Annotated in this window: 19 protein-coding genes; 11 read left to right on the forward strand and 8 right to left on the reverse strand. The window is 45.3% G+C overall.

Going from position 1 to position 19,119, the window contains the following annotated elements:
* Nucleotides 1-98 precede the first annotated feature (98 nt).
* The 6 genes from lptD to apaH all read left to right on the forward strand — a co-directional run bounded on the left by lptD (nt 99) and on the right by apaH (nt 6,858).
* The gene (gene lptD, locus QMY49_RS13000) at nt 99-2,444 is read left to right on the forward strand and encodes an LPS assembly protein LptD (RefSeq protein ID WP_005450467.1); all 2,346 of its coding nucleotides are present in this window, start codon (nt 99-101) and stop codon (nt 2,442-2,444) included.
* A 61-nt stretch (nt 2,445-2,505) separates the two neighbouring features.
* Nucleotides 2,506-3,789, forward strand: a complete 1,284-nt coding sequence (surA, locus tag QMY49_RS13005) for a peptidylprolyl isomerase SurA (RefSeq protein WP_005450468.1) — start codon at nt 2,506-2,508, stop codon at nt 3,787-3,789.
* Nucleotides 3,779-4,777, forward strand: coding sequence for a 4-hydroxythreonine-4-phosphate dehydrogenase PdxA (pdxA, locus tag QMY49_RS13010; protein WP_005450469.1), 999 nt, complete (start codon nt 3,779-3,781; stop codon nt 4,775-4,777). Before surA ends, pdxA begins: the two co-directional genes overlap by 11 nt.
* The gene (rsmA, locus tag QMY49_RS13015) at nt 4,774-5,583 is read left to right on the forward strand and encodes a 16S rRNA (adenine(1518)-N(6)/adenine(1519)-N(6))-dimethyltransferase RsmA (protein WP_005450470.1); all 810 of its coding nucleotides are present in this window, start codon (nt 4,774-4,776) and stop codon (nt 5,581-5,583) included. The genes pdxA and rsmA overlap by 4 nt, the downstream gene beginning before the upstream one ends.
* A 75-nt stretch (nt 5,584-5,658) precedes the next feature.
* The gene (apaG, locus tag QMY49_RS13020; RefSeq protein ID WP_005450471.1) at nt 5,659-6,039 is read left to right on the forward strand and encodes a Co2+/Mg2+ efflux protein ApaG; all 381 of its coding nucleotides are present in this window, start codon (nt 5,659-5,661) and stop codon (nt 6,037-6,039) included.
* A 12-nt stretch (nt 6,040-6,051) separates the two neighbouring features.
* Nucleotides 6,052-6,858 carry a bis(5'-nucleosyl)-tetraphosphatase (symmetrical) ApaH gene (gene apaH / locus QMY49_RS13025; RefSeq protein ID WP_283311913.1) on the forward strand — a complete coding sequence of 269 codons (807 nt, stop codon included), beginning with the start codon at nt 6,052-6,054 and terminating at the stop codon, nt 6,856-6,858.
* Between the two features lie 67 nt (nt 6,859-6,925).
* Here apaH and folA read toward each other — a convergent pair whose 3' ends face one another.
* The 6 genes from folA to rplU all read right to left on the reverse strand — a co-directional run bounded on the left by folA (nt 6,926) and on the right by rplU (nt 10,965).
* Nucleotides 6,926-7,405 (reverse strand): type 3 dihydrofolate reductase, encoded by a 480-nt coding sequence (folA, locus tag QMY49_RS13030; protein ID WP_029788826.1) that lies wholly within the window; start codon nt 7,403-7,405, stop codon nt 6,926-6,928.
* Nucleotides 7,406-7,414: 9 nt separating this feature from the next.
* A complete protein-coding gene (locus tag QMY49_RS13035; protein WP_009698851.1) occupies nt 7,415-7,888 on the reverse strand; it encodes a threonine/serine exporter family protein in 474 nt (157 codons plus the stop codon).
* Nucleotides 7,888-8,688 (reverse strand): threonine/serine exporter family protein, encoded by an 801-nt coding sequence (locus tag QMY49_RS13040; protein WP_017817252.1) that lies wholly within the window; start codon nt 8,686-8,688, stop codon nt 7,888-7,890. The genes QMY49_RS13035 and QMY49_RS13040 overlap by 1 nt, the downstream gene beginning before the upstream one ends.
* A gap of 303 nt (nt 8,689-8,991) precedes the next feature.
* Nucleotides 8,992-10,164, reverse strand: coding sequence for an Obg family GTPase CgtA (gene cgtA / locus QMY49_RS13045; RefSeq protein WP_005450476.1), 1,173 nt, complete (start codon nt 10,162-10,164; stop codon nt 8,992-8,994).
* Between the two features lie 211 nt (nt 10,165-10,375).
* Nucleotides 10,376-10,633, reverse strand: coding sequence for a 50S ribosomal protein L27 (rpmA, locus tag QMY49_RS13050; protein ID WP_005383095.1), 258 nt, complete (start codon nt 10,631-10,633; stop codon nt 10,376-10,378).
* A 20-nt stretch (nt 10,634-10,653) separates the two neighbouring features.
* Nucleotides 10,654-10,965 carry a 50S ribosomal protein L21 gene (gene rplU, locus QMY49_RS13055; protein ID WP_000271393.1) on the reverse strand — a complete coding sequence of 104 codons (312 nt, stop codon included), beginning with the start codon at nt 10,963-10,965 and terminating at the stop codon, nt 10,654-10,656.
* A 257-nt stretch (nt 10,966-11,222) separates the two neighbouring features.
* Between rplU and ispB the strand changes: the two genes are divergently transcribed.
* On the forward strand, nt 11,223-12,194 hold the full coding sequence (gene ispB / locus QMY49_RS13060; protein WP_005450493.1) for an octaprenyl diphosphate synthase: 972 nt from the start codon (nt 11,223-11,225) through the stop codon (nt 12,192-12,194).
* A gap of 75 nt (nt 12,195-12,269) precedes the next feature.
* Here the strand turns inward: ispB and QMY49_RS13065 are convergent, their stop codons facing one another.
* Together QMY49_RS13065 and mdh are read right to left on the reverse strand one after the other, a co-directional pair.
* Nucleotides 12,270-12,461 carry a hypothetical protein gene (locus QMY49_RS13065; RefSeq protein ID WP_005430528.1) on the reverse strand — a complete coding sequence of 64 codons (192 nt, stop codon included), beginning with the start codon at nt 12,459-12,461 and terminating at the stop codon, nt 12,270-12,272.
* Between the two features lie 133 nt (nt 12,462-12,594).
* Nucleotides 12,595-13,530 carry a malate dehydrogenase gene (gene mdh / locus QMY49_RS13070; RefSeq protein ID WP_283311917.1) on the reverse strand — a complete coding sequence of 312 codons (936 nt, stop codon included), beginning with the start codon at nt 13,528-13,530 and terminating at the stop codon, nt 12,595-12,597.
* A 358-nt stretch (nt 13,531-13,888) separates the two neighbouring features.
* Here mdh and argR point away from each other — a divergent pair, with 358 nt between their 5' ends.
* From argR to QMY49_RS13090, 4 genes are all read left to right on the forward strand, one after another.
* On the forward strand, nt 13,889-14,359 hold the full coding sequence (gene argR / locus QMY49_RS13075) for a transcriptional regulator ArgR (RefSeq protein ID WP_005430583.1): 471 nt from the start codon (nt 13,889-13,891) through the stop codon (nt 14,357-14,359).
* Between the two features lie 384 nt (nt 14,360-14,743).
* Entirely contained in the window at nt 14,744-15,712 is a 969-nt protein-coding gene (locus QMY49_RS13080) for a TAXI family TRAP transporter solute-binding subunit (protein ID WP_009698854.1), read from the forward strand.
* Between the two features lie 306 nt (nt 15,713-16,018).
* Nucleotides 16,019-18,598: a TRAP transporter permease gene (locus QMY49_RS13085; RefSeq protein ID WP_026000312.1), complete on the forward strand. Its 2,580-nt coding sequence runs from the start codon at nt 16,019-16,021 to the stop codon at nt 18,596-18,598.
* Between the two features lie 44 nt (nt 18,599-18,642).
* A complete protein-coding gene (locus QMY49_RS13090; protein WP_005450497.1) occupies nt 18,643-19,080 on the forward strand; it encodes a universal stress protein in 438 nt (145 codons plus the stop codon).
* Nucleotides 19,081-19,119: the final 39 nt, after the last annotated feature.

Genomic DNA, 19,119 nt, shown 5'->3' on the forward strand with positions numbered 1-19,119 from the left:
GATAATTGCAAACTATAGTTGATTCATTTGGCTATAAAGCTAGGGTACAACAAGCCCTATAGCCATCGAGTAGTAGTGACACAGGAAAGTTCAATTCAATGCAACATTTCTCCCGCACATTTTTAGCGGCCTCTATCAGCACCGCCTTGTTTGTACCCACCACTCAAGCTGAAGCGAATATCAATGATAGTGTGCAGGAAATGCCCATCACAGATCAATGTTTGGTCGAGACAAGTGGTGAGGAGGACGCGCTAAATTCCCCAGTCGTAGTACAAGCTGATAGTCTTCAGGCGATCAATGGCGACAAAGCCCAATACTCCGGCAACGTAGAAGTGACGCAAGGACCAAAGAAGATTACTGCGGATAGCGTGACACTTCATCAACAAGACAATGTAGTGGTAGCGGAAGGTAACGTAACCTTCAATGACGGTAAGGTGAAGGCGCGCTCTGATCGTGTCACCAACGACATCAACCGAGATACCTTCTCGCTAGAAAATACCGACTACCAATTCCTTTGCCAGCAAGGTCGAGGTACCGCAGCGTATATCGCACGTACGGGTCAATCCGTTTATGAGCTGGAAGACGGCTCTATCACATCATGCCCTCAAGGCGATAACTCTTGGCGATTAGTCGCATCAGGTATTGATGTCGACCAAGATGAAGAAACCGCTACACTGCACCACCCTCGTTTTGAAGTATTGGACGTTCCCGTTTTTTACGTACCGTACTTAACAATGCCAATTGGTGATACGCGTAAGACAGGTTTCCTATTCCCTTCTCTGTCGTATGGCTCCAACGATGGTATGGAAGTTGAGATTCCATTCTATTGGAACATCGCGCCTGAGTACGACATGACGATTACCCCGTTATACATGCAGAAGCGTGGTAACAAGCTCGACGCTGATTTTCGTTACCTAACCGATGGTTGGGGACAAGGTGAAATCAAAGGCGAGTACATGAACAGCGACAAGAAGTACAACGACGAGTCGCGTTGGGGTTACCAGTTCAAACATGAAGGCATCATCAACAAGCAATGGTTAGTCAACTTAGACTACTCCAAAGTCAGCGATATTGATTACTTCCGAGATCTCAGCTCTGATATTGGTAACCGAGAAGATGGTCAGTTGCTTCAAGAAGGTGAAGTACAATACCGTTCGAATTTCTGGGATGCATCACTGCGAGTTCGTGATTTCCAAATCCTACTTCAAGACGAGAACCAACCATACCGTCTGCTGCCTCAGTTGGATTTGAACTACTACACACCACTCATGGGCAATTACGTTAACTTTGACGTGAAGAGCCAAATCAGCCGCTTTGATACTGATGATACAGCTAAACCCGATGCAACTCGTGTTCACGTAGAGCCAGGTCTTACTATCCCGCTTTCGAACTCTTGGGCGACATGGACTACAGAAGCTCGTGTCCTATCGACATACTACTCTCAAGACTTAACAGGGCTAACAGATACTAATTTACGCAACCAGCTTGATGAAAACGTATCACGCGTCATTCCAGAGTTCCGTACGCATGCACGTATGTATCTAGAGCGTGACACTAGTTGGATTGAAGGCTACACACAAACGCTAGAGCCTCAGTTACAGTACTTGTATGTCCCTGAAGAAGATCAGACGAACATCTACAACTACGATACCACCTTGCTGCAAACTGACTACTATGGTCTATTCCGCAGCCGTAAATACAGTGGCATTGATAAGATCGCATCAGCAAACCAGTTGAGTTACGGTGCAAGTACTCGATTCTTTGATGATGACTATAAAGAACGCCTCAATATCTCGTTTGGTCAGATCTACTACTTCGATAAGAAAACCAAGATCAGTAACAGTCCTAGCGTGCCAGATGAGACCTCAAACTACTCATCTTGGGCTATTGAAACAGACTTCAACTACAACGATTACCTGTTCTACCACGGCGGTATTCAATACGACATTGATTTGAGCGCAATGCAGCTTGCTAACAGCACGCTGGAATACCAATTCAATGGTGGTTTTGTTCAAGGTAACTACCGTTACGTCACTCGAGAATACATCGAAGATACGATCATTCTCGAAAACCTAGATACGATCACTCGTAAGGGGATTTCACAAGCGGGTATTGTAGCGGCTTACGAGTTCAACCCAAGCTGGTCTGCAAGTGGTCAGTACTACTATGACCTGAATGAAAACATTGATATGGAATGGTTGGCGAGCGTGCGCTACCAATCTGACTGTTGGTACTTTGGTTTGACATATTCCAACCAACTGCTTGGCTGGGATGAAAAAGCCATCGGCAGTGCTGGCGCATCACCAAAATACGAAAACAACATCAGCGTGAACTTTGGTATTCAAGGTTTTGCAACCAACCAACGAGCTGATACTGCGGCGAAAGAGCTTGATGGCTCAGACAACGCAATCAAATACGGTCGTCCATTCTATTTGAACAATTAATCAAATTAGGCGTCTTAAACAATAGCAAGACGCTTAATCTATATTACTGACGGAATTTTTAATGAAAATTTGGAAATCACTCTTATTCACCGCGCTACTTTCTTGTGGTGTAACCGCTGCGCCAGTAGAGCTTGATAAGGTTGCGGTTATCGTTAACGACGGCGTAATTCTTCAAAGTGACATCGATACTGCGATGAAGACGCTTCAGGCAAATGCTCGTCAAAATGGCAAGAGCCTACCTTCAGCAAGTGTGCTGAAAGACCAAGTGGTAGAAAAACTGATCATCGACACACTACAAGGACAGGAAGCTGATCGTATTGGCGTCCGTATCGATGACAACCGTCTAAACCAAGCAATTGCGGAAATTGCTCGTAATAACAAGCAGACCGTAGAGCAACTTGCAGCATCTGTTCAAGCTGAAGGTCTAAGCTACCCAGAGTTTCGTGAACAGATCCGTAAAGAAATTGCGGCTTCTGAAGCTCGCAATGCGCTAGTGCGTCGTCGTATCAATATTCTTCCTGCTGAAGTAGATAGCCTTGCCGACCAACTGGCAAAAGAAACCAATGCAACCGTTCAGTACAAAATTGGTCATATTCAACTTCGCTTCTCTGATGATAAAGACAAGTCAGAAGTAGAAGCCGAAGCAAAAGCCTTGGTTAAGAAACTAAAAGACGGTGCTGACTTCTCGGAAATGGCATACACCTATTCAAAAGGTCCAAAAGCCCTACAAGGTGGTGATTGGGGTTGGATGCGTAAAGAAGAAATGCCGACCATCTTTGCAGACCAGATCAAGATGCAAAACAAAGGTAGCATCATTGGTCCATTCCGCAGCGGCGTAGGCTTCCACATCCTAAAAATTGAAGATGTAAAAGGTCTTGAAACCGTAGCAGTAACAGAAGTAAATGCTCGCCATATCCTAATCAAACCGACGGTAATCCTAAGTGATGATGGTGCGAAGAAAGAGCTAAACGACTTTATTCGTCGTATCAAGGCAGGCGAAGCGACCTTTGCTCAGTTGGCGACACAATACAGCCAAGACCCTGGTTCAGCAGCGCAAAATGGTGAGCTAGGTTACCAAACTCCTGACCTATACGTGCCAGAATTTAAACACCAAGTAGAAACATTACCGATCGGCTCAATCAGTGAACCATTTAAAACGGTACACGGTTGGCACATTGTTGAAGTTCTAGACCGTCGCCAGGTAGACCGCACGGATTCAGCGATGAAGAACAAAGCATACCGAATTCTATTTAACCGTAAGTTTAATGAAGAAGCTGGCGCATGGATGCAAGAGCTACGCGCAAGCGCATTCGTTGAAATCGTGGATGATAATGATGGCAACTAATTCGATTCGCAGAATCGTCGTAACCGCAGGGGAACCTGCGGGTATCGGTCCCGATTTGGTGCTCGCCTTGTCTAAGGAAGACTGGGCACACCAAATCGTCGTCTGCGCAGACAAAAACATGCTGTTGGAACGTGCCGCACTACTCGGCATTGATGTTCAACTGACTGATTACAATCCAGAAGAAGCACCCAAAGCCCAAAAAGCGGGTACCTTGATCGTTGACCATATCGAAATGGCAGAGAATGTCATCGCTGGTCAACTCAATGAAGCTAACGGTCACTACGTATTAAAAACACTAGAAAGAGCCGCTTTGGGCTGTATGAATGATGAATTTGATGCTATTGTCACCGGCCCTGTACATAAGGGGGTGATCAATCGCTCAGGCGTTGCTTTCAGTGGTCATACTGAATTCTTCGCCGAGAAGTCCAACACACCGTTGGTCGTGATGATGCTGGCAACTGAAGGACTGAGAGTAGCACTTGTCACTACGCACATTCCTTTGGCTTACGTATCAAAAGCCGTCACGGAAGAGCGATTAGAAAAAATCATCGATATTCTTCATAAAGATCTTGTAGAAAAATTTGCCATCTCGCAGCCAAACATCTATGTTTGCGGGTTAAATCCACATGCGGGAGAAGATGGCTGTTTGGGTCGCGAAGAGATCGAGACCATCACTCCGACATTGGAAAAGATTCGACAAGAAAAAGGAATCAATCTGATCGGTCCATTACCGGCAGATACTATTTTCAATGAAAAGTATTTAAACGATGCTGATGCTGTTTTAGGCATGTACCACGACCAAGTGTTGCCAGTATTAAAGTACAAAGGCTTTGGTCGTTCAGTAAACATTACTCTTGGTCTACCTTTTATTAGAACCTCGGTGGATCACGGTACTGCATTAGAACTGGCAGGGACAGGTCAAGCGGATACAGGGAGCTTCCGAACAGCGCTCACGCATGCGATAGAATTGGTAGAGAAGAAACAATGAGAAATGATGTCCATTTAGGACACAAAGCGCGTAAACGTTTTGGTCAAAACTTCCTGAACGATCCGTACATTATTGACGGTATCGTATCAGCAATTAACCCAAGACCAGGTCAAAACCTGGTTGAGATCGGCCCGGGTCTAGGTGCAATCACCGAACCTGTTGGTCGCGAAGTCGACAAGTTCACGGTGATCGAATTGGACCGTGACCTAGCAGAACGTCTACGCAACCATCCTGAATTGGCAGATAAGCTTACTATCCATGAAGGCGACGCGATGCGTTTCGACTTCACTCAACTGGTGAAGCCAAACAACAAGCTGCGTATCTTTGGTAACTTGCCATACAACATCTCTACACCATTGATGTTCCACCTATTTGAATTCCATAAAGACATTCAAGATATGCACTTTATGCTTCAAAAAGAAGTAGTAAACCGCTTGGCAGCAGGTCCGGGTAGCAAGGCTTATGGTCGTCTAACGGTCATGGCGCAGTACTACTGTAAAGTAGTACCAGTGCTAGAAGTGCCACCAACCGCTTTTGTTCCGCCACCGAAAGTAGACTCAGCTGTTGTTCGTCTAGTACCTTACGAAGAGCTTCCATGCCCAGCTAAAGATCTACGTTTGCTGGAGCGAGTATGTCGTGAAGGCTTTAACCAACGCCGTAAAACAGTACGTAACTGTTATAAATCTCTGCTCAGTACAGAGGTGTTGGAAGAGCTTGGTATCAATCCAGGCATGCGTCCAGAAAACTTGACGCTACAACAATTCGTCGCCATGGCGAACTGGCTCGCGGATAACCCGCAGCACTAAGAACTCAAACGATAAGCCAAACCCTTACCGGTTTGGCTTATTATTATTGGGATATTACGTTTCTGAGGAGTGCACATGGACGTCATTCAACCTTGCATTAAGATTCAAGTTCATACCAAATACATCGAAGAACAGTCCAATCCAGAGCTACAACGCTATGTGTTCGCTTACGTCATCACAATAAAAAACCTCAGCCAACAAACGGTACAATTAGTCAGTCGTCGCTGGTTGATTACCGACTCCAACGGTAAACAAATGACGGTAGAGGGAGAAGGTGTCGTTGGTCAACAACCCTTTATCGCAGGTAATGACGAGTATACTTACAGCAGTGGCACTGCGTTAGAAACACCAGTTGGTGTCATGCAGGGACACTACATGTTACTGGATGAAAAAGGACAGGAATTCATCACTGAGATTGATCCATTCCGCTTGGCTGTTCCTAACGTCTTAAATTAATCAGGAGACTCTGTGGCTAACTACATTGTTGGTGACATCCAAGGCTGTTTTGACGAGCTTCAACAGCTATTAGAGCAAGTTAATTTTTCTGTAGAACATGACCAACTTTGGTTAGCTGGCGACCTTGTCGCTCGAGGTCCTAAATCATTAGAAACACTGCGCTTTGTTCGTTCTCTTGGTGACAGTGCTAAAGTCGTGCTCGGTAATCATGACCTGCACCTTATGGCGGTCTCGCAAGGACTCAAAAAGGTCAAAGATAAAGACAAAACCGCACCCATATTCTCTGCCCCAGACAAAGACGAATTACTGGCTTGGCTCGCTCAACAACCACTGCTTGCAGAACACGATGAGTTTGTAATGTGCCATGCCGGTATCTCTCCGCTATGGGATCTTGAAACCGCCAGAGCCTGTGCCCGTGAAGTGGAAGCGATCATTCGAAGTGAACAATTACCTTGGCTGCTAGAAAACATGTACAGCAACCAACCTGATCTTTGGGATGAATCCCTATCGGGACTTGATCGCTATCGCTATACCATCAATGCCTTTACCCGTATGCGTTTCTGCTTTCCTGACGGGCGACTGGATATGGATTGTAAATTGCCACCGCAAGAAGTATCAGAGGATGAACTGGTGCCGTGGTTTAAGTTACCGCAAAGAATCCCTCTAGAAAAAGTGGTACTTTTTGGGCATTGGGCGGCACTGCAAGGTCATATCGATGAAAGCATTATTGGACTTGATACGGGCTGCGTTTGGGGTGGCTCACTAACTATGATTCGTTGGGAAGACAAACAAGTCTTCATTCAAGAAGCTCTCAGTTAACGGCTCTGATTGCCGGACTAGAAAACAAAAAGCACCGCGTTTGCGGTGCTTTTCTCATTCTATCCGATTACTTTTCAAGGACAGTAAAGCGCATGTTGTAAGCGTTTTTCTCATCTGCTTGGTATGCCTCAGAGTACGTTTCTTTAAACTCACTACTCCATTGTGGGAACTGAGTATCGCCCTCAATTTCAGCTTCGATATGAGTCACATACAACTTGGTTGCCATTGGCAGACAAGCTGCGTAAATCGCACCACCACCAATGATCATCACCTCTTCCACCTCACCCGCAACGTCTAACGCTTGCTCAATCGATGTGACAGTTGTTACACCTTCAATACAAAGTGACTCATCACGACTGATGACAATGTTCAAACGACCAGGTAGAGGACGCCCGATCGATTCATAGGTCTTACGTCCCATCACAACAGGCTTGCCCATAGTGCAGCGCTTAAACCATGCAAAATCTGCAGGAAGATGCCAAGGCATCTGGTTGTCTTTACCGATAATTCGATTGTCTGCCATCGCGGCAATCATGCTGATGATCATATTGGGTCCTTATACTATGGGTCTGCGGCGATAGAATAACAGCCCCGGAACCGCCAAGCCAACCGCTAAGCCTGCAATAATAAACATCGCCTTAAGAAAGTTTTCCATGCACGTCGCAATGAGTTCAGGCGAATAACCTAAGTGGTTTATCTCAACCATGGCTATCATGGCTTTATAAGCGAATACCCCTGGAACCATAGGGATTAAAGCAGCCACAGTGAATACTTTTGGATGAGCCAGAAAGCGATGGGACCAGTGAACACCTATCAAGCCCACTAAAGTCGCCGCGAAAAAGGTCGCCCATTCAATTGGCAAGCCAAAGTGCATCATTAGATAACGGCTACCATGACCGATCGCACCACCTGCCGCACAGTACTTAAGTGCCTTTTGTGGCACGTTAAAGACCATAGCAAAACCAACCGCAGGAATAGCGGCAAAGAACATGTCGTTTAAAAGCCCTAAAATCAGCTCAAATACACTCATTAGCTCATCCATCCCCAAATACCGGTTACTTCCATTGCAGCAACAATACCAAGACAAGTAGCTAGAGTAAGCAAACTCGCCATAGTGAATCGTGCAATGCCCATGTTGATATGCCCTTTCAACATATCGGCAACCGAGTTAATCAATGGAAAGCCTGGAACCAGCATTAATACGGAAGACGCCATGGCAACAGTCGGCAAGTTACCAATTTCGAAGATAACCGCTTGAGCTGAAATCAACGTCGTAACAAAGGCCGTAACAGCAAAATTGAGAAGGGGATTAAAGTGTCGATGACCAATTTCTTGTCGCACGATCATACCGCCAGCAGAAGCAAGAAAAGTCATGACAAACACCCCTAAATCACCTCCAGCCAAATGACTGAATGCCGCACAGGAAAGCCCTATCATAAATACAACTAACCAACGGTTATAGCGCTCAGGACTGATACTATTGAGCTTCTTCTGCGCCATTTTCACATCAAGTAAGCCACGCTCCATCATGATACAAATGCGTTGGATCTGAGTTATCACGCGCATATTAATGCCACGATCCGCACAGCTTCTTGTGGTGGTGATGCAGTGATCGTCCTTTACGGTCGTCACCACTAAAGCATTGGCTGATAATGCCACCGCAACGTCACTCACACCGCATGCAATGCCAATGCGTTGCATAATGTCACTAACCAGCGTACTTTCTGCCCCATGGGCTAATAACATTTGCCCTGCTTGGGCAACAAGCCGAGAGATGGCTCTTTGATTGGATGCCGTCGTAGTACAAGACGGTATAGCTTCCAGTGTCATAAATACTTCCTAAGTCCATTTATACCCAAGTAACCTCAAGACGTTTGGTTCAGCAAGAATGTCTTGGGTTGTAGACGCACAGCGATTTAAGGATTTAGTGAACCTAAATTAAAAATCGACAACAAAGTGCACAAGCCAAGACAACTCGCCCTTTGTAAGCGTGTCATCGACTCGCTCTGACTCCTTCGCCTTGAAGTCACTTGGGTATAATTTATTATTGTGCCGTAAATCACATCTACTAAACATGATTTAGATACAAAAAAAGCCGCAATACACATTGCGGCTTAGTGAATTAGCTAGCGATTAGTCGCGGACGTAAACAACGTGACCGTCGTCTTCTTCATCGTCCCAGTCATCCCAATCGTCGTCGTCTTCAGTAACAACGTCTTTACCAGCGATCGCGTCTTTATGGTAGTCATCCCACATGAAGTTAACTTTATCTTCTTCAGCAACTTCTTCCTCTTCGCGAGGTAGGTTTTCCATAAAGTCAGCTAACTTGTAGCAAAGCTCTTTTGTACCGTTACGGTTGATCGCCGAGATCTTAAAGTACTCGTCTTCCCAACCTAGCGCATCCAAGATCTCTTGGATCTTTTCATTCGCTTCTTCTTCAGGCATCAGATCCGTTTTGTTGAAAACTAACCAACGAGGTTTGCCTGCTAGTTTTTCACTGTACTGCTCTAACTCATCAATGATAGTTAGGGCATTTTGGATTGGATCTGACTGATCGATTGGCATGATATCGATCATGTGCAGCAACACACGACAACGTTCTAGGTGCTTAAGGAAGCGAATACCTAGACCAGCACCGTCAGCTGCGCCTTCAATTAGACCTGGAATGTCTGCAACAACAAAGCTTTTCTCAGGCACGACACTCACTACACCCAAACTTGGGATTAACGTAGTAAATGGGTAATCAGCCACTTTTGGTTTTGCTGCTGATACTGCGCGGATAAAGGTTGATTTACCTGCATTAGGCAGACCAAGCATACCAACATCAGCCAATAGCAACAGTTCTAAACGGATCTCACGGATTTCACCTTTAGTACCCAGCGTTCTCTGACGAGGTGCGCGGTTTACTGAAGATTTGAAACGCGTGTTACCAAGACCGTGCCAGCCGCCTTTAGCGACCATCACTTTCTTACCGTGTTCTGCTACTTCGGCAACGATTTCGTTAGTGTGGATATCAACTGCGCGAGTACCTACTGGCACGCGAAGTGTGATGTCTTTACCACGTTTACCAGTACAGTTACCGCCGCGACCGTTTTCACCGCGTTCTGCTTCGTAAAAGCGTTGGAAACGGTAATCGATCAGGGTATTTAGGTTTTCATCGGCTTGGATGTATACATCACCACCATCACCACCGTCGCCACCATCAGGGCCACCTTTAGTGATGAATTTTTCACGCCAGAAACTTACAACGCCGCTACCGCCGTCACCAGCCTGAACTTTTACTACCGCTTCATCTACGAACTTCATCTTTTACTCCGACTACTTCGTGCGTGGATTAAATCTGATTTGCCATCAAACAATTTTAGCAGATGACAGATCTAAGCTCCCAGATTCCAACCGCGATGGGCTAAAACGAGAAACTTGAATATGCCGACTGCTACAAATAAAAAACCCCGCCGAATCGGCAGGGCTTTTGAATTCAGCTATAAAGCTTTAGTAATTAACCAAAAAGGTAAAATTACTCAGCTTCGATGCTTACAAACTTACGGTTCTTAGGACCTTTAACCTCGAACTTCACCTTACCTTCAGTAAGAGCGAATAGAGTGTGGTCTTTACCGATACCTACGTTGTTACCAGCGTGGAACTTAGTACCACGTTGACGAACGATAATGTTACCTGCAAGAACAGATTCACCACCGAAACGCTTAACACCTAGACGTTTGCTTTCTGAATCGCGGCCGTTACGAGTAGAACCACCAGCTTTTTTGTGTGCCATTGTTAAACTCTCCTAATAGATTAAGCGTTGATACCAGTGATCTTCACTTCAGTGAACCACTGACGGTGACCCTGTTGCTTACGAGAGTGCTTACGACGACGGAACTTAACGATTTTAACTTTATCGCCACGACCGTGTTGTACAACTTCAGCAACAACTTTGCCGCCCTCTACAAGAGGAGCACCAACTTTGATGTCTTCGCCGTTAGCAACAAGAAGAACTTTATCAAATTCTACAGTTGCACCAGTTTCAACGTCTAATTTCTCTAAACGAAGAGTTTGACCTTCGCTTACACGGTGTTGTTTACCACCAGATTGGAAAACAGCGTACATATTTTACTCCGCTTTTTCCGCACAGCCTTTTCATGAGGGTGTGCGCTAAACTAATCATCAATAGGGCGCAGATTCTACAGAAGAGATGCCCCTATGACAAGCCATATTTTGAAAAAATTGGCGAAAAGCTAATCGCCAAAGAAAAGTGCGGCAATCATGCCCTTTAGTAATGTATTAATCAACGTTTTTTAGTGTATTATTCGACAATTATATAAATCGAATAAGCCTTGCAGGGTCTAACTTCAGCCGGATATACGATGGATTTTAAAACTATCCAAGCGCTTACTGCCGATGACATGGCAAAAGTGAATGAAACAATTCAAGCCCAACTAAATTCTGATGTCTCTTTAATCAACCAACTCGGTTTCTATATCGTGAGTGGTGGAGGCAAACGCCTGAGACCACTTCTGGCGATATTGTCAGCTCGTGCTCTTGGTTACCAAGGTAACGGTCATACCATGGCTGCGGCGTTTATCGAGTTCATCCATACTGCGACTCTGTTGCACGATGATGTAGTTGATGAATCTGACATGCGCCGTGGTAAAGCGACAGCGAATGCTGCGTTTGGTAATGCCGCGAGCGTGTTAGTTGGGGACTTTATTTATACTCGCTCATTTCAAATGATGACTGAGCTAGGATCAATGAAGATCCTTAAACTGATGAGTGATGCAGTTAATGTGATCGCAGAAGGTGAGGTTCAGCAGTTAATGAACTGTAATGATCCTGACACGACTGAAGAAAGCTATATGCAGGTCATCTACTCAAAAACTGCGCGTCTGTTTGAATCAGCAACGCAGATTGGTGCCATCTTAAATGACGCACCAGAAGAAGTAGAAGTGGCATTGCAAAACTACGGCAAATACCTTGGCACCGCATTCCAACTGATCGATGACGTGATGGACTATACGTCAGACGGTGAGGATATGGGTAAGAATGTTGGTGACGATTTGGCTGAAGGCAAACCAACGCTTCCTCTATTGCATGCGATGCGCAATACCACGCCAGATAACGCAGCGATGATTCGTGAAGCTATCGAGAAAGCTAACGGTATGGATCGACTAGAAGATATCTTAACGGTTATGCAGCAAGCTGGTTCTCTTGAGTACACAACACAAAAAGCGTTAGAAGAAGCCGATAAAGCCATTGCTGAGTTGGCGGTACTGCCTGAATCCGACTATAAGCAAGCACTAATTACACTCGCTCATATGTCTGTGAAGCGCACTAGCTAACAAAAAAGAAAGACCCAAAAGTAAAAAGGAAGAGCCATGCTCTTCCTTTTTGTTATCTTTTACTGGTAACAGACCTTAGTAATATTGATCGCAGTTACCATGCAACTGTGGGTTGTCTTCTATTTCATCAAAGCTTACCGCAAGCTGCTCTTCTGACCCCTGCTTCGCCAATAGAACGGTTTCAGCTTCTTGATCAACGACCAAGATGGTTCCAACACCTTGCTGACACTCTACAACCATACCTTTACGGATTCGACTCGCTTCCATCATCTTCTCCTTCACAAAGTTGTTTGGTTCTGACTCTGATACGGCAAGCCAAAAGAAAGGATCAAAAAAGCCGATCCTAAGATCGGCTTTCTTTGCTATTTGTCTTGTTTACATGCTTTACATGTAGAGACGCTTATTTTGCGAATTCAACACCAATGTTGATATCACCATTTAGCGTTTCTAGCATGCCATCAAGTGCCGACTTCTCGTAGTCGCTTAATGCGCCGTAGCTTAGAACTTCTTCTACGCCATCTTTACCTAGCTTCACAGGTTGCGCGAAGTAAGGAGCATGCTCGCTATCGCCTTCAACATATGCACACTCGATCAGACCTTCTTCACCTTGAAGAGCACGAACTAGCGCTAGACCAAAGCGACATGCCGCCTGACCCATAGACAGAGTTGCACTACCGCCACCCGCTTTTGCTTCTACAACTTCTGTACCTGCGTTTTGGATACGCTTCGTCAGAGCTTCTACTTCTTCAGCCGTGAACTCAACACCTTCAACTTGAGAAAGTAGAGGAAGAATCGTTACGCCAGAGTGACCACCGATAACAGGCACGCGGATATCACCTGGATCTTTGTCTTTTAGCTCAGCAACGAATGTTTCTGAACGGATAACATCTAGCGTCGTTACACCAAACAGCTTGCGCTTGTCGTAAACGCCTGCTTTTTTCAACACTTCAGCAGCAATTGGCACCGTTGTGTTCACTGGGTTAGTGATGATACCTACACATGCTGTTGGACATACAACGGCAATCTTCTCTGCTAGCGATTTAACGATGCCAGCATTTACGTTAAACAGATCCGCGCGATCCATACCAGGCTTACGAGCCACACCAGCTGAGATTAGCACCACGTCCGCACCTTCAAGTGCAGGCGTTGGATCTTCACCAGCGTAACCTTTGATAGAAACTGGAGTTGGAATGTGGCTAAGATCAGCAGCCACACCAGGAGTTACTGGAGCAATATCGTATAGGGCTAAATCAGAACCTGCAGGAAGACGGTTCTTAAGTAGAAGGGCCAGTGCTTGACCGATGCCGCCAGCGGCACCAATAACGGCTACTTTCATGTAGTTCTCCTTGAGAGTATTTCTCTTATAAACGTATTCGTAGGGTATTTTGTAACCAGCTGAAATAAAGCTATCGGAATCACAACTTGATTACAATCAATTAACGCCAGCTTTGCGACCTCGCGCAACTCACTGTTACCGTGCTACAAACAAAGGTCTGATTATTCTTTTATTCTGTTGAAATGACAAGAAATTCAACACAATAAATAGGTCAACAATTTCATACTTAAAGAATCCTATCCTGTTTAGGGTTTACAGTGATGGAATTAACATAATGTCGTGACTTTTTGGCACTGCATGAATATCTATGCGAGAATATGCAAAATTGCTGACCCTTGATAAGAGAATCATAACGACTATGCGCAATTCAGAAAAACAAGATAACTTAGTTCGCGCTTTTAAAGCCTTATTAAAAGAAGAGAGTTTTGGCTCACAGGGCGAAATCGTTGATGCACTAAAACAACAAGGTTTTGAAAGCATCAACCAATCTAAAGTCTCTCGCATGCTAACCAAGTTTGGTGCTGTCCGTACACGCAACGCAAAAATGGAGATGGTTTACTGTCTGCCTGCTGAGCTAGGTGTACCAACAGTGAGCAGCTCTCTACGCGAGTTGGTATTAGATATTGATCATAACGCCGCTTTGGTTGTCATTCATACAGGTCCAGGTGCTGCTCAACTGATCGCACGCTTGCTTGACTCTCTTGGCAAATCTGAGGGTATTCTTGGTGTCGTTGCGGGCGATGACACTATCTTCATTACCCCAACAATGCCAGTATCTACAGAACAACTGTTCAAATCTGTGTGTGAACTTTTCGAATACACAGGCTAAGTAACTGTTTGTGGGCTATGAAATTAATTGAATTTTGTAGCCCATTAAAAATGTAAATTTTTTGATTTTACAGCTTATTTTTCACCCAGCAATTTTGTGATCAACATCACGCTATTGGTTTTTTTAACACCTCTTCTCAAACTCATCATAAGTATTTGTTCTAGAAAGAATTAACTTGCAAATTTATCTCCACTCTCAGTCGCAACATTTAGACTTATTCGCTATAACTTTTAACAATCGGATAATTTTCTGCCAATTTTTTGTTATGATTCGCTCGCTTTTTCAAACGATTGGATTGGAAAAGATGCCGTTTCCAAATAGGAAACTCCTGAAGTAATTTATGGTTATTTCCGGGTTAATAATGAATATAAGGAAGGGAAATTCATGGCATTTAACAAACTTCTTAAAGTAGGCGCTATCGCTGCAGCAGTTATGGGCGCAGGCGCAGTTAACGCTCAAGAGTTTATTACTATCGGTACTGGCTCTGTTACAGGTGTTTACTACCCTACTGGTGGTGCTATTTGTAAATTGGTAAACAAAGGTCGTAAAGATCACAACATTCGTTGTTCAGTAGAATCGACTGGCGGCTCAATTTACAACGTCAACACAATCCGTGCTGGCGAGCTAGACTTTGGTATCGTGCAATCGGATTGGCAGTACCACGGCTACAACGGTACGAGCAAGTTTGCTGAACAAGGTCCGTACAAAAAACTACGCGCAATGTTCTCTCTTCACACAGAACCTTTTAACATCATTGCACGTGCAGATTCTGGTATCGAAAACGTTAAAGACCTGAAAGGTAAACGTGTAAACATCGGTAACCCAGGTTCTGGCGACCGCGCAACAATGGGTGTAGTGATGGATGCAATGGGCTGGACTAACGACAGCTTCAAGCTAGCATCAGAGCTTAAAGGCTCAGAGCGTTCACAAGCTCTATGTGACAACAAGATCGACGCGTTCATCTACATGGTTGGTCACCCGAACGGTTCAATCAAAGAAGCAACAACCTCTTGTGACGCGAAACTGATCCCTGCGACAGGCCCAGAGATCGACAAGATCGTTGCTGAAAACCCTTACTACGCGTTTAGCACAGTACCTGCTGGTATGTACCGTGGTACAGACAAAGACGTAAACAGCTTTGGTGTTGCGGCAACAATGGTAACAACATCAGACGTTTCTGATGATGTCGCTTACAACGTGGCAAAAGCGGTGTTTGAAAACTTCGACACATTCAAACGTCTACATCCTGCATTTGCAAACCTGAAGAAAGAAGACATGGTGAAAGCTGGTCTTTCTATCCCTCTTCACCCAGGTGCAGTGAAATACTACAAAGAAGTAGGTCTGCTTAAGTAAGCAACTACTGACTTCAAGCTCAGGCAGAAACGGATCGCTTTCTGCCTGATTGAGTATGCTGGCGGGACAGCCCCATCAGCATACTTTGTTCAATTTGCTTTATGCAATCTGCCGATTTCTTTCGGAAGTCGCGCTCATACCTAAGAAAAAGAAAACGCACCTTTACCACTCTCATCGTTCAATGAGTTTAAGGGTTATCGCGGTTCAATCGAAAGCAAACTTCGCTCTATTCACTACACTGTTATAGCGAAGCGAGGTTCTCGAAACACAAAACAGACAGGACCATCAATAATAAGGAAAAAGTACATGGCGACGAACAACACTCCGTCACAAGATGTGCAAGAGATGGTGGCTCAGGCAGACACAGGTGCGCGTAGCCCAATGGGCTTGCAAGGTCGAATCCTATGGTTCGTACCACTGTGCTGGTCGCTATTTCAATTATGGTATGCCTCTCCGCTACCATTTATTTTTAATTTTGGCGTACTCAATGACACTGAAGCGCGAGCAATTCATTTAACTTTTGCTACTTTTCTCGCTTTCACTGCTTATCCAGCAATGAAAAACTCTCCGCGTGATCATATCCCTTTGATTGACTGGATATTGGCACTAGCGGGCAGTTTTGCGGCAGCTTACATTTATATTTTCTACACTGAGCTTGCCGGCCGTTCAGGCGCACCAACCACTGTCGATATCGTGGTATCAGTCACTGGTATGGCATTGTTGCTTGAAGCAACACGTCGTGCACTTGGTCCCCCTTTGATGGTCGTTGCAGCCGTATTCCTGACTTACACCTTCGCTGGTCCATACATGCCAGATGTTATTGCTCATAAAGGCGCAAGCCTAAACAAAGCAATGTCGCATCTGTGGTTAACAACAGAGGGTGTATTCGGCGTAGCGCTCGGCGTATCAACGTCTTTCGTATTCTTGTTCGTACTGTTTGGTGCCATGCTAGAACGCGCAGGTGCTGGTGCTTACTTCATCAAAGTTGCTTTCTCACTGCTTGGTCACATGAAAGGTGGTCCAGCGAAAGCCGCAGTGGTTGCATCAGGTCTATCCGGTCTAGTTTCAGGTTCATCCATCGCTAACGTAGTAACGACAGGTACGTTTACGATTCCATTGATGAAGCGAGTTGGCTTCCCTGGAACAAAAGCGGGTGCTGTTGAAGTTGCAGCCTCTACTAACGGTCAGCTCACACCACCTATCATGGGTGCAGCGGCATTCTTGATGGTAGAGTACGTCGGTATCTCTTACGTTGAAGTCATCAAAGCTGCTCTACTTCCAGCACTGATTTCTTACATCGCCTTGATTTACATTGTTCACCTAGAAGCATGTAAAGCTGGCATGACAGGGCTTCCTCGTCGCCACAACCCAACAATGCTACAAAGCCTATTGTCATTTACTGGCACTATTCTCGGTTTGTGCGTTATCAGTGCCTTGGTTTACTACGGTGTGGGTTGGACTAAAGACGTATTTGGCGATGCTGCTACAACCATCGTAACCATCGCGTTATTAATTGCTTACGTCGGTCTGGTGAAGATTTCAGCCAACCACGCCAAAGATGGTGCAATCGAAATTGATGCGGAACTCACTGAGGTCCCAGATCCAGGTCCAACAATTAAATCTGGCTTACATTTCCTATTGCCTATCGTCGTACTGGTTTGGTGTTTGACCGTTGAACGCTTTTCTCCGGGTCTATCGGCATTCTGGGCAACGGTATTCATGATCTTTATCTTGCTGACGCAACGCCCATTGATCGCATTACTGTCAAAACAAGGTGACTTGGTTGAACAAACTAAAGACGGCTTTGTTGACCTCGCAGAGAGCTTGGTTTCAGGCGCACGTAACATGATCGGTATCGGTGTCGCAACAGCAGCGGCAGGCACTGTAGTTGGTGTGGTCACCCTCACTGGTATTGGCTTGGTGATGACAGACTTCGTCGAGTTCATCTCTGGCGGTAGTGTCATACTCATGCTGCTGTTTACTGCGGTTATCAGTTTGATTCTGGGTATGGGTCTGCCAACAACTGCAAACTACATCGTTGTATCAACACTAATGGCACCGGTTATCGTAACTCTGGGGGCAGCTCATGGCTTGATCATCCCACTGATTGCGGTGCACTTATTCGTGTTCTACTTCGGTATATTGGCTGACGATACCCCTCCAGTAGGTTTGGCTGCATTTGCAGCTGCTGCAATTGCCAAGTCAGATCCGATTCGTACTGGTATTCAAGGCTTTACCTACGATATTCGAACTGCGATCCTGCCATTTATGTTCGTCTTCAACACTCAACTTCTATTGATGGGGATCGACACTTGGTGGCACTTAGCGCTGACCGTAATCTCTTCAATCATTGCCATGTTGATTTTCTCTGCGGCGACGCAAGGTTGGTGGTTCACACGTAACAAATGGTGGGAAACGGTCCTACTATTAGTATTAACGTTCTCTTTCTTCCGCCCTGGTTTCTGGTGGGACATGCTCTACCCAGCGAAAGTTCTTTCCCCTGGTGTTGAGATAGCTCAAATCACAGAAGGGCTAAATGTAGGAGAATCCCTAGAGTTACGTGTCGCTGGTGAAAACTTAGAAGGCGATTACATAGAGAAAACGGTACGTCTTCCGTTCGAAGATAAAGCGGCAACCGCTGAAGAGCGTATTTCTTCAATGGGTCTAATGCTGACCGAGAACGACGGCAAAATGATCGTAGACATGGTTGAATTTGGCAGCCCGGCAGAATCTTCTGGTATCGACTTCGATTGGGAGATCAAATCGGTAGTTCAAGACGCCGATCGACCGATGAAAGAGTGGGTATTTATCCCTTGTTTGATGATTTTGCTGGTACTTGCCCTGAACCAAAAACGTCGTGCTCGTAAGGAACAGTTGAGCGCATAACCGATTTGGCCTCGAGGATACGGGGCCTTAATGAGAGACATTGAATGTATAAACAAATTCTTGTTCCGGTTGATCTAAATGACCAAGGCTTTTCTGACCGCGCCGTTGAATTGGCGGTATGGCAGGCGAAGCAAGCCAATGCTGAAGTGCACCTGCTGACAGTATTGCCAGGCATCCATATGTCAATGGTCGCGAGTTACTTTCCGAAAGATGCCGCTGCAAAAATGAAGCAAGACGTAAAGCAGCAGCTAAAAGCGTTTGCTGATCAGCATATGGACGACGAAGTGATTTACAAGGTGCATGTTGCGGAAGGTAAAGCTTACGCAACCATCTTAGATTACGCAGAACGTTTAGGTGCAGACCTTATCATTATGCCAAGCCACAAACGTTCGAAGATCAACAAAGTGATGCTGGGCTCTGTAGCGAGTAAAGTAGTAGAGAACTCACCAATCAACGTTATGGTGGTGAAGCCTCAAGGCTAACGCGCTCATTCAAACTCAAAATGAAAGAAAAGGTTGATG

The sequence above is a fragment of the Vibrio harveyi genome, assembly GCF_030060435.1.
GTDB classification, from domain to species: Bacteria; Pseudomonadota; Gammaproteobacteria; order Enterobacterales; family Vibrionaceae; genus Vibrio; species Vibrio harveyi.